This window comes from Pseudomonas sp. PS01270 (genome assembly GCF_029959775.1).
Taxonomy (GTDB): Bacteria; Pseudomonadota; Gammaproteobacteria; order Pseudomonadales; family Pseudomonadaceae; genus Aquipseudomonas; species Aquipseudomonas atacamensis.
Window position 1 is genome coordinate 1 of sequence record NZ_JASCPT010000144.1, and the last position, 11,843, is coordinate 11,843.

Genomic DNA, 11,843 nt, shown 5'->3' on the forward strand with positions numbered 1-11,843 from the left:
GGATTTATCCCCGCTGGGGCGCGCAGCGGCCCCTTTTTTTCGGCATCTTGAAGAAGGGGGACTGCTGCGCAGTCCAGCGGGGATAAATCCCCTCGCCACAGATAAATCCTCCTCGCCACAGATGAATCCCCTCACTACAGGGACAAATTGGCGCAACATCGTGTAGCGATTAACCCGGCATTAACCCGCATCTTTTTCCTGTCCAGACAAGCTGTTACTGTACGGCCCACAAAGCCCAAGCCGCTGGATCGGATCTGACTTGAAGCGTGCCCTCTCCCTGCTCCTGATCAGCCTGGCCTTGAGCTCACCCGCAAGCGCGACGATTACCGAAAGTCATGGTTATGCGCAGTTCGGCACGCTCAAGTACCCGGCCAGATTTACCCACTTCGACTGGGTCAACCCGCAAGCGCCCAAGGGCGGTACGTTGCGGGTGATGGCGTTCGGCACCTTCGATACGGTCAATCCGTACACTTTCAAGGGCACCAGCCCGGTCACCACCGCCAATTTTCTCCAGTACGGCGTCAACGAGCTCAACGAGCCGCTGATGGTTGGCACCGGGCAGTATTCGCCGTCCGGCGACGAACCCGCGTCGAGTTACGGGTTGATCGCACAATCGGTGGAGTACAGCGAAGATCGCAGCTGGGTCGTCTTCAATTTGCGCCCCGAAGCGCGCTTTCACGACGGCGCGCCTGTCACCGCCTACGACGTGGCGTTCTCCTATCGAACGCTGCTCAAGGACGGTCATCCGCTGTATCGCACGGCCCTGCAGGAAGTGCTGCGGGTCGACATCCTCAACAAGCAGCGCATTCGTTTCGTGTTCAAGCGCTCGGGCAATCCGCTGTTGATCCTGCGCCTGGGCGAGTTGCCGGTGCTGCCGCAGCATTACTGGAAAGACCGCGACTTCAAAGCCACCACCTTCGAACCGCCGCTGGGTAGCGGGCCGTACCGCATCACTACGGTCACGCCGGGGCGGCAGCTGATTTTCGAGCGGGTCAAGGATTACTGGGGCAAGGACTTACCGGTCAATCGCGGCAAGTACAACTTCGATCGCATGGAAGTCGAGTTCTACCGCGACAGCGATGTCGCCTTCGAAGCGTTCAAGGCCGGTGAGTTCGACATCTACATCGAGCATCAGGCGAAGAACTGGGTCAACGGTTACAACTTCCCTGCTGTACGTCGTGGCGAAGTGATCAAGGTGCAGATCCCGCATCAGATCCCGACCCAGACTCAGGGCCTGTTCATGAACAGCCGCCGCGCGACCTTCGCCGATGTCAGGACGCGCGAAGCGTTGGGTCTGATGTTCGACTTCGAATGGACCAACCGCGCGCTGTTCAGCGATGCCTATAAGCGCACGAGCAGTTACTACCCCAACAGCGAATTCACTGCGTCCGGCCTGCCGGTCGGGCATGAATGGCTGATGCTCAAGCCTTACAAGGAGCAGTTGCCAGCCCGGCTGTTCACCGAGCCGTTCACCCTGCCGAAAACCGACGGCCGTGGCATCCCGCGCGAGACCATGCGTAAAGCCCTCGCCCTGCTCGCCGAGGCCGGTTGGAAGCTCCACGGCCAGCGCCTGCAAAATAAGGACGGCCAACCGCTGCGTTTCGAACTGCTGCTGGTCAATCCGAGCCTGGAGCGGCTTTATCAGCCTTACATCGAGAATCTCAACAGCATCGGCATCGACGCGCGCCTGCGTACCGTCGATCGCGCCCAGTACAAACAGCGCCTCGACCAATTCGATTTCGACATGATCTCGATGACCCTCGGCCAGACCCTGAGCCCGGGCCTTGAGCAGTGGCAGTACTTCCACTCCAGCCAGGTAAACGTCAAGGGCAGCAAGAATTACGCGGGCATCGCCAATCCGGTGGTCGATCACCTGCTCGAACAGTTGCTCGCCGCGCGCACCCGCGACGAGCAGGTCGCCGCCGGCAAGGCGCTCGACCGCGTGCTGCTCTGGCAGCACTACAGCATTCCCAACTGGTACCTCAATTATCACCGTCTGGCCTACCGCAACCGGTTGGCCTTTGTCACCACGCCGCCCTACACCCTGGGCCTGAGCGCATGGTGGCTGAAGTCTTCGGAGAAAGATCGATGAACGCTGTTCGCACCCTGCTCGTGCAGGCCAGCGGCTTGCTGTTCGCCGGGCTGGCCTGGGCCGCCCCGCAACACGCCGTGACCCTGTACAACGAGCCGCCGAAATACCCGGCCGATTTCAAGCATTTCGACTACGTGAACCCTGATGCGCCCAAGGGCGGCGTATTCCGTCAGGCCGGCTTCGGTGGCTTCGACAGCCTCAACCCGTTCATCAACAAAGGCGTGCCCGCCGATGACATTGGCCAGATCTACGACACCCTGACCAAACACAGCCTCGACGAGCCGTTCACCGAGTACGGCCTGATTGCCAGCAAGATCGAGAAAGCCGACGACAACAGTTGGGTGCGCTTCTACCTGCGCCCGGAAGCACGCTTTCACGACGGCCACCCGGTGCGCGCCGAAGACGTGGTGTTCAGCTTCGAGACGCTGACCAAGGAAGGCTCGCCGATGTTTCGCGGCTACTACAACGACGTTGCCGAAGCCATCGCCGAAGACCCGCTGAAGGTCTTGTTCAAGTTCAAGCACAGCAACAACCGCGAGCTGCCGCTGATCCTCGGCCAGTTACCGGTCCTGCCGAAACACTGGTGGGCCAGCCGCGACTTCAACAAGGGCAATCTGGAAATCCCGCTGGGCAGCGGCCCGTACAAGGTCACCCAAGTGAAGGCCGGCCGTTCGGTACGTTACGAACGGGTCAAGGATTACTGGGGCAAGGACTTGCCGGTCAACCGTGGCCTCTACAACTTCGACACGATGACTACCGACTATTACCGCGACAACACCGTCGCCCTCGAAGCGCTGAAGGCCGGACAGTTCGACTATTGGCTGGAAATGACCGCGAAGAACTGGGCCAGCGCCTATAACGTTCCGGCGGTCACCGAGGGGCGCTTGATCAAAGAACTGATCCCCAACAGCAACCCGACCGGCATGCAGGGCTTCGTGTTCAACCTGCGCCGCCCGGTGTTCCAGGATGTGCGCGTGCGTCAGGCGCTGGGGCTGCTGTTCGATTTCGAATGGACCAACAAGCAATTATTCAACGGCGCCTACGTGCGCACCCGCAGTTACTTCGAGAACTCGGAAATGGCCGCCACCGGCCTGCCCGACGCCGAGCAACGGAAGATCCTCGAACCGTTCCGCAGCCAACTGCCGGCCCAGGTGTTCAGCGAAGCCTTCGAAAATCCCAAGACCGACGCCAGCGGCATGATCCGCACCCAGCAGCGCGAGGCGTATCAACTGCTGCAAGAGGCCGGCTGGAAAATCGTCGATGACAAAATGGTCGACGCCACCGGCAAACCGGTGGTGATCGAATTTCTTCTTGCCCAGACCGAATTCGAACGCGTGCTGCTGCCGTTCAAGCGCAACCTCAGCGACCTCGGTATCGATCTGGTGATCCGCCGCGTCGACGTCTCGCAGTACATCAACCGCGTGCGCTCGCGGGATTTCGACATGATGGTCGGCAGCTTTCCCCAGTCCAACTCGCCGGGCAACGAGCAGCGCGAATACTGGATGAGCGCCGCCGCCGACAAACCGAGCAGCCGCAACAGCATGGGTCTGAAGGATCCGACCGTTGACCAACTGGTGGAAAGCCTGATCAACGCCGACTCGCGCAAAAGCCTGGTGGCCCACGCTCGCGCGCTGGATCGTGTTCTGCAATGGGGCTACTACGTGGTGCCGAACTGGCACATCAAGAGCTGGCGCGTGGCTTACTGGAATCATATAGGCCACCCGAAAACCTCGCCCAAGTACGACATTGGCATCAACACCTGGTGGGTCAAGCCTGACGCCAAGCCTGCCGTAGAAGTCGAAACCCAACTGCAAGCCGACCCTGCGGGCACGGAGTAATCAGATGCTGGCGTATATCTTTCGGCGACTGCTGCTGATCATCCCGACCCTGTTCGGCATCCTGCTGATCAACTTCGTGATCATTCAGGCCGCGCCCGGCGGGCCGGTCGAGCAGATGATCGCCAAGCTCGAAGGCTTCGAAGGCGCCACCAGCCGGATTGCCGGCGGCGGTGCCGAAGTGGCGGTGGCCGGCTCGTCCTACCGTGGCGCGCAGGGGCTGGACCCGGCGCTGATCAAGGAAATCGAGCACATGTACGGGTTCGACAAATCGGCCCCGGAACGCCTATGGATCATGGTCAAGAACTACGCGCAGCTGGATTTCGGCGACAGTTTCTTCCGCGACGCCAAGGTCATCGACCTGATCAAGGAAAAGATGCCGGTGTCGATCTCGCTGGGGCTGTGGAGCACGCTGATCATGTACCTGGTGTCGATCCCGCTGGGCATCGCCAAGGCCACGCGGCACGGCAGCCACTTCGATGTCTGGACCAGTTCGGCGATCATCGTCGGCTATGCGATCCCGGCGTTCCTGTTTGCGATCCTGCTGATCGTGGTGTTTGCCGGCGGCAGTTATCTGGACTGGTTCCCCCTGCGCGGGCTGACTTCGAACAACTTCGATGAGCTGAGCCTGGGCGGCAAGATCCTCGATTACTTCTGGCACCTGGCATTGCCGGTCACCGCGCTGGTGATCGGCAACTTCGCGACCATGACTCTGCTGACAAAAAACAGTTTTCTCGACGAGATCAACAAACAGTACGTGGTCACCGCCAAAGCCAAGGGCCTGACCCGCCATCGCGTGCTCTACGGCCACGTGTTCCGCAACGCCATGCTGCTGGTGATTGCCGGTTTTCCGTCGGCATTCATCGGTATCTTCTTCACCGGCTCGCTGCTGGTGGAAGTGATTTTCTCCCTCGATGGCCTCGGCCTGATGAGTTTCGAAGCGGCGATCAATCGCGATTACCCGGTGGTATTCGGCACCTTGTTCATCTTCACCTTGCTCGGGCTGGTGGTGAAACTGATCGGCGACCTGACCTACACCTTTGTCGATCCGCGTATCGACTTTGCAAGCAGAGAGCATTGAGATGAACCTGTCCCCTCTCAACCGCCGGCGCTTCGAACTGTTCAAGGCCAACAAGCGTGGCTGGTGGTCGCTGTGGCTGTTTCTGATCCTGTTCGGCCTGAGTCTGGGCGCCGAGCTGATTGCCAACGACAAGCCGCTGGTCGTGCATTACGACAACAACTGGTATTTCCCGGCGATCAAGCGCTACCCGGAAACCGCGTTCGGCGGCGAATTCCCGCTGGAAGCCAACTACAAGAGTCCGTACATCCATGAGCTGCTCAAGGCCAAGGACGCGTGGATTCTCTGGGCGCCGATTCCCTACAGCTACCAGAGCATCAACTACGACCTGAAAGTCCCGGCCCCGGCGCCACCCTCGGCGGACAACCTGCTGGGCACCGACGATCAGGGCCGCGACGTGTTGGCGCGGGTGATCTACGGCTTCCGCATTTCCGTGTTGTTTGCGCTGACGCTGACCGTGCTGAGCTCGATCATCGGCGTGATCGCCGGGGCGCTACAGGGTTTCTACGGCGGCTGGGTCGATCTCGCCGGGCAGCGTTTTCTCGAGATCTGGTCGGGGCTGCCGGTGCTGTATCTGCTGATCATCCTTGCCAGTTTCGTCCAGCCGAATTTCTGGTGGTTGCTGGGTATCATGCTGCTGTTCTCGTGGATGAGCCTGGTCGATGTGGTGCGCGCCGAGTTCCTGCGCGGGCGCAATCTGGAATACGTGCGCGCCGCCCGCGCGCTGGGCATGCAGAACGGCGCGATCATGTTCCGTCATATCCTGCCCAACGCCATGGTCTCGACCATGACTTTCATGCCGTTCATCCTCACCGGCGCCATCGGCACCCTGACCGCACTGGACTTCCTCGGCTTCGGCTTGCCGGCCGGCAGTCCGTCGTTGGGCGAACTGGTCGCGCAAGGCAAATCCAACCTGCAGGCGCCATGGCTGGGCATGAGTGCCTTTGCCGTGCTGGCGCTGATGTTGAGCCTGCTGGTGTTTATCGGCGAGTCCGCTCGCGATGCCTTCGACCCGAGGAAGTGAAATGAATCAGGACAATCTGATCGAAGTGCGTGACCTCGCCGTCGAATTCGGTTTCGGCGAGCGCGTCCATCGCGTGGTCGAGGGCGTGAGCTTCAACATCAAGCGCGGCGAAACCCTGGCGCTGGTCGGTGAATCGGGCTCGGGCAAATCGGTCACGGCGCATTCAATCCTGCGCCTGCTGCCCTACCCCATGGCGCGGCATCCGGCCGGCAGCATCAATTACGCCGGGCAGAACCTGCTGGATTTGAGCGAGAAGACCATCCGCCATATTCGTGGCAACCGCATCGCGATGATCTTTCAGGAGCCGATGACCTCGTTGAATCCGCTGCATTCGATCGAGAAGCAGATCAACGAAGTGCTCGGCATCCACAAGGGCCTGAGCGGCAAAGTCGCGACAAGGCGCACTTTGGAGCTGCTGGAGATGGTCGGCATTCCCGAGCCGCACAAGCGTCTCAAGGCCCTGCCCCATGAATTGTCCGGCGGCCAGCGCCAGCGGGTGATGATTGCCATGGCCCTGGCCAACGAGCCGGAATTGCTGATTGCCGACGAACCGACCACCGCGCTGGACGTGACCGTTCAGCTGAAAATCCTCGATTTGCTCAAGGATCTTCAGGCTCGATTGGGCATGTCGCTGCTACTGATCAGTCACGATTTGAACCTGGTGCGAAGAATTGCACATCGCGTATGTGTCATGCAGCGCGGTTGCATCGTCGAACAGGCATCGTGCGCAGAGCTGTTCCGTTCGCCGCAGCATCCGTACACTCGGGAATTGCTCGGCGCGGAGCCCAGCGGCGGCCCGGCGAGCAATGAAATCGGCGCGCCGCTGCTCGAAGTCGAGGACCTGAAAGTCTGGTTCCCGATCAAGAAAGGCCTGCTCAAGCGCACGGTGGATTACGTCAAGGCAGTGGACGGCATCAATTTCAGCCTGCCGCAGGGTCAGACCCTGGGGATCGTCGGCGAAAGCGGTTCCGGCAAATCCACCCTCGGTCTGGCGATTTTGCGGCTGATCGGCAGCAAAGGCGCGATCCGCTTTGAAGGCAAGCAGCTAGACTGCCTGACGCAGAGTGAGGTTCGCCCGCTGCGGCGGGAGATGCAGGTGGTGTTTCAGGACCCGTTTGGCAGCCTGAGCCCGCGCATGTGCGTCAATGACATCGTTGGCGAAGGCCTGCGGATACACAAGATGGGCACCGCAGCCGAACAGGAAGCGGCGATCATTGCGGCATTGAAGGAGGTAGGTCTGGATCCGGAAACCCGGCACCGCTACCCCCACGAATTTTCCGGTGGGCAACGGCAGCGAATCGCCATTGCCCGGGCCTTGGTGCTGAAACCGGCGCTGATCCTGCTGGACGAGCCGACTTCGGCGCTCGACCGCACGGTGCAGCGGCAAGTGGTGGAGCTGTTGCGTTCACTGCAAGCCAAGTACAACCTGACGTATTTGTTCATCAGCCATGACCTGGCTGTCGTCAAAGCGCTGAGCCACCAGCTGATGGTGGTCAAGCATGGCCAAGTGGTCGAACAGGGAGACGCGCAAAGTATCTTTGCCGCCCCCCAACATCCGTATACACAGCAGTTGCTGGAAGCCGCTTTTCTGGCACCAGCCACTGCGCAATAACCTGAAAGAGGAGCAACACATGGGTTTTCTCGCCGGTAAGCGCGTACTGATCGTCGGTGTCGCCAGCAAGCTGTCCATCGCATCCGGCATCGCTGCCGCCATGCATCGCGAGGGCGCTGAGCTTGCCTTCACTTATCAGAACGACAAACTCAAGGGTCGCGTCGAAGAATTCGCACAAGGCTGGGGTTCGAGCCCTGAGCTGTGCTTCCCGTGCGACGTGGCCAGCGATGAAGAAATCGCCAAGGTCTTCGAAGAGCTGAGCAAGAAGTGGGACGGCCTGGACTGCATCGTGCACTCCGTCGGCTTCGCCCCGGGCGACCAACTGGACGGCGACTTCACCGAAGCCACTACCCGTGAAGGTTTCCGCATCGCTCACGACATCAGCGCCTACAGCTTCGTGGCCCTGGCCAAAGCCGGTCGCGAAATGATGAAAGGCCGCAACGGCAGCCTGCTGACCCTGTCGTACCTGGGCGCCGAGCGCACCATGCCGAACTACAACGTGATGGGCATGGCCAAGGCTTCGCTGGAAGCCGGCGTCCGTTACCTGGCCGGTTCCCTCGGTCCGGACGGCACCCGCGTCAACTGCGTATCGGCTGGCCCGATCCGCACCCTGGCTGCTTCCGGCATCAAGAACTTCCGCAAGATGCTGGCTGCCAACGAAGCGCAGACTCCGCTGCGCCGCAACGTCACCATCGAAGAAGTCGGCAACGCCGGCGCCTTCCTGTGCTCCGACCTGGCGTCGGGCATCAGCGGTGAAATCATGTACGTCGACGGCGGCTTCAACACCACCGCGATGGGCAACATCGAAGAGTGATCTTCCTGTAGCCGTTAAAAAACCCGCCCGATCCGGCGGGTTTTTTTATGCCTGCAGAAAAGGTCGCCGCACTACATATGTACCGCCACCGACCCTGCCCTGCCTTTGATACTCGCCGCTCGATGCTTATCAGCCGCCAGGGAGGCGCAGATGAACGACACACCGGTACATGAACAGACGCTGATCCACAATCTCATCGCAGAATTGACCGCCGTACCGGTGGTCACCGCCGCCACGCCGACGCGCACGCTGGAGGTTCCTCGTCCATGCCTGCTGCGCGAATGGATGGAGCTTTACTGGACCGCCCTCGAACGCCCCGAGTTTCTCGACTGGGCCAGTCGCTTTCACATCGACCTGGATACCTTGCAAATCAAAGGCGACGTTCTGCAAGCGCGCACACCAGCGAATGGCACCTCCGACGTACGCACCTTCACCCTGGAGGACGACTCTGGCTGGTGGCAGGTGGCGCCGATGCTGCAATCGATTTCCCAACGCATCGACCCTGCCGGGTTGGGCCTGCCTTATATTGGCGGCAAGTCCGCCAACCCGCTGTATCGCTTTCCACGGCAAGTGGTGCTGGCGTTCTACGGTTATCCGGAACCGCAAAACCAGATTCAGGCCCGCGTCATCCTCGCCGAGCTGAAGAAAACCGGTCTGGCTGCCATCGATGAGAACGGCCACAGCACGTCGGCTGTGGTGAAGGAACGCAACGCGCAACTGGAGGACTTCAGGGCGATCGCCGATCGAATCGATGCGGTGTTGCTGGCGAGCGATCCGTTCGAGCAACGAAGCTTTCTCGATACGCCGGTAACGCTTGCTTCGGCGTCTGTTTCCGCTCCTGTCAGAGGCCCGCGCCTGAAATTGGGCGAGCTGCTGCGTCGCTATGAATTTGCGCTGCCGGAAGATGCGGGACAAGCCAAAGCGCTTGCGCAACGCCTGCGACAGCACAGTTGGCCTGAGCTGCCCTACGTCAGTGACTACGTGCAGACCGGCACCCCTATCCGCAGCTATCGCGAAGACTTCGGCGATCTGGAGGACGTCCGGCATATTGTGCGACGCCTGGAAGTTTTGAGCTGGAACAAGGCACCCAAAGCCAGAATCGATTACGAGGAATTCAGCGAGCCCCATCCGGATTCCACGCTCGCGGTGCAGATGGCGCTGGGCCAGGAGCGCTTGCAGATATTCAGCTCCAATGCGGATTTTCAAGCCATCTTGCAACAGCACGGGTTACCCGCCGACAGTCAATTGCTGGTGACCGAGTCCGGCCATGTCGGCACGGCCAGCGCCAAAGGCTGGGTCAACCTGACGACTGAGGTGGAAAAACATTCCGATCTGAAACTTCATCGCGACCAGCTTAAAGCTCAGGCAGGCGAAGCCGGCGGCGCCCTGCGCTCGAGCGGTAAAGTCACTCTCGGGCAAATGTTGCGTTTCTACGAGCTACCGTTGCCAAAAACTGTCGAGCAAGCCCTCTCCCTGGCGAAATGGGACAAGATCAATCTGCACATGCGTCCCGGGCACATGAATCATTGGTATCTGCTGGGTCAACCCTGGACGAAGACCGAGCGGTTCACCGCGCAGCAACGTCAGAGCATCATCGACACCACTCAGGCTTTTTTGCCCGAAGACTCGCCGCCACTGATCGACTACCTCAGTGAAGGGGTCGACACCGATCTGCCGCTCAATACCCTCAAGGCAAAAGCCGACTACCTGATCAGTCGTATCCTGATCACGTCGCGCGCACGGACGCTGGGCAATCAGTTGGTGAAGAACCTCGGAGCGCCGTCTCACAAAAAACGCCTTCTGGCCACCAACCGCGAACGGCTGTTGCTCGCTGCATTGATTCTCAACCTGGAACCGAGCGCCGGTGAGGATATAAACCGAATCGTCGCCCAGCGCCTGGAGGGCAGTGATTTCTGGGGCGACAGTTATGACGAAGTGCGCCGGTTCATCGACCGGCAACCCCAACTCGCACTGGTCAAGAACAAGACATTGGCGACCCACCTGTTATTGTCCGGCATCTCGCCGGAGTTTCTCCTCCGGGGCATTCCTCGATCACTGCCTTATATGAGTTGCCTGCGCTGGGTGAGGCTGAAACAGGTCGTGCTGTATATCGAAAGACGCCTGCCGGGCGCGGCGCGCTTGATGACCTACGAGCAATTGCGCGAGCTGACGAAGGGCCCGGCGCCGGCTGATTTCTACAAGTTTCTGCGCGAGGAGCCGTGTGCCTCGGTTGTAGTGGACTGGGCGGTTGCACGAGGGCTGATCCAGCGCGATGCTGATTTTCAAGTCACGGTCTATGACGCCGCCACGCTCAAGCAAGCCGATCTGCTCTTTCGCAACCACAATCGTCTGATTTACGATTTTTACCGCCGGGCCTTCCAGTCGTCACCACCCACCCCCGCCACTATTGCCCTCGCCGATCTGCGCAAGATCTTCGCTGCTTCCCCTCACCTGACAGAGAAGGCGCTGTTTGTTCCAGCCTCGGACGCTGATACAACCGGGCCACATTATTCCCTGAGCCAATTACACATCGCCGGCAAGCTAACGGGTGACATGCAGGGATGGCAATCGAGCAATGCACAATTGCAACTGCCATCGATGATTGCCTCGCTGCCCAGACTGAACAACGTGGCAAGCGCTTTTCATGCAGCGCTGGCGGCGCGCCTCAAGCATATGAAGGACGCGCATGTCGCGATTCTCAAGGAGGCGTTCTGCCGGTTGCCGTTGGCGCAACGGCTCGACCTCGAAGACAACACGCTGGAATTGCTCGCGCTGCGGCCAGTATCGGCAGCCACCGACAAACTTGCCAAGGCCGGCACGGCGCCGTTTGGCATATTGGCACTGCTGCATGGGCGGCCAACCAGAGTCTTCGAGATTTTCACCAGCAGAGATGAAGTGGTGCTGCGTCGCGATATCGACATTGCATTACTCAAACCATCGGTGGCGAAAGAAGCGGCGAAAACGCTGCCCCTCGACGCCGAAGCCTATAAAAACGGCTCGCAGCCTCGCTTGAACGCCACCTGCAAGGCGTTCATTACTCGCCTCGATATTGAGGGCGACCCACTGGCGCAACAGGCACGCACCGCCGTGCCCGATACCTTCGCCTCCAACAGAGTCAACGCCATTGCCAGCACCGCCGTCCGGCATCTGTTCGATGCTTATGAAGCGAAAGCCTTGCAAGACGCGTTGCGCATGCCCGAACTCGAGGATGCCGCGGCCAGTCACGAGAAATGGCTGGCGTTTTACCAGAAGCTGAGCCCGCCCAAGCGCTGAGCACTGGCGAATCCGGCGATGAATCGGCTGACGCCTTCGCGAGCAGGCTCGCTCCCACAGAGATGGTGCTGAACTGAAAAATCCTCCGCGCCATCGAAACCTGTGGGAGCGAGCC

Annotated in this window: 7 protein-coding genes; all 7 read left to right on the plus strand. The window is 60.3% G+C overall.

The genetic code is table 11. The features are described from left to right. Positions 1–259 precede the first annotated feature (259 nt). The 7 genes from QMX86_RS24745 (at position 260) to QMX86_RS24775 (ending at position 11,728) form a co-directional block, all read left to right on the plus strand. The gene (locus QMX86_RS24745) at positions 260–2,092 is read left to right on the plus strand and encodes an extracellular solute-binding protein (protein WP_282386589.1); all 1,833 of its coding nucleotides are present in this window, start codon (positions 260–262) and stop codon (positions 2,090–2,092) included. Next, complete coding sequence (locus tag QMX86_RS24750; RefSeq protein ID WP_282386588.1) at positions 2,089–3,930, plus strand: extracellular solute-binding protein; 1,842 nt, start codon at positions 2,089–2,091, stop codon at positions 3,928–3,930. The genes QMX86_RS24745 and QMX86_RS24750 overlap by 4 nt, the downstream gene beginning before the upstream one ends. A 4-nt stretch (positions 3,931–3,934) precedes the next feature. Then, a complete protein-coding gene (locus QMX86_RS24755) occupies positions 3,935–5,008 on the plus strand; it encodes a microcin C ABC transporter permease YejB (protein WP_016774154.1) in 1,074 nt (357 codons plus the stop codon). A gap of 1 nt (position 5,009) precedes the next feature. Next, positions 5,010–6,029, plus strand: coding sequence for an ABC transporter permease (locus QMX86_RS24760; RefSeq protein WP_282386586.1), 1,020 nt, complete (start codon positions 5,010–5,012; stop codon positions 6,027–6,029). A gap of 1 nt (position 6,030) precedes the next feature. Further along, positions 6,031–7,641 (plus strand): ABC transporter ATP-binding protein, encoded by a 1,611-nt coding sequence (locus QMX86_RS24765; RefSeq protein WP_122746953.1) that lies wholly within the window; start codon positions 6,031–6,033, stop codon positions 7,639–7,641. Between the two features lie 19 nt (positions 7,642–7,660). Beyond that, entirely contained in the window at positions 7,661–8,455 is a 795-nt protein-coding gene (gene fabI, locus QMX86_RS24770) for an enoyl-ACP reductase FabI (RefSeq protein WP_003202751.1), read from the plus strand. 150 nt (positions 8,456–8,605) lie between these two features. Continuing rightward, on the plus strand, positions 8,606–11,728 hold the full coding sequence (locus QMX86_RS24775) for a hypothetical protein (RefSeq protein ID WP_282386582.1): 3,123 nt from the start codon (positions 8,606–8,608) through the stop codon (positions 11,726–11,728). Positions 11,729–11,843: the final 115 nt, after the last annotated feature.

Excerpts from the sequence above, each read along its gene's own strand:
- QMX86_RS24750 (WP_282386588.1), top strand. The coding sequence starts at position 2,089 with ATGAACGCTGTTCGCACCCTGCTCGTGCAGGCCAGCGGCTTGCTGTTC.
- QMX86_RS24755 (WP_016774154.1), top strand. The coding sequence starts at position 3,935 with ATGCTGGCGTATATCTTTCGGCGACTGCTGCTGATCATCCCGACCCTG.
- QMX86_RS24760 (WP_282386586.1), top strand. The coding sequence starts at position 5,010 with ATGAACCTGTCCCCTCTCAACCGCCGGCGCTTCGAACTGTTCAAGGCC.
- QMX86_RS24765 (WP_122746953.1), top strand. The coding sequence starts at position 6,031 with ATGAATCAGGACAATCTGATCGAAGTGCGTGACCTCGCCGTCGAATTC.
- fabI (WP_003202751.1), top strand. The coding sequence starts at position 7,661 with ATGGGTTTTCTCGCCGGTAAGCGCGTACTGATCGTCGGTGTCGCCAGC.
- QMX86_RS24775 (WP_282386582.1), top strand. The coding sequence starts at position 8,606 with ATGAACGACACACCGGTACATGAACAGACGCTGATCCACAATCTCATC.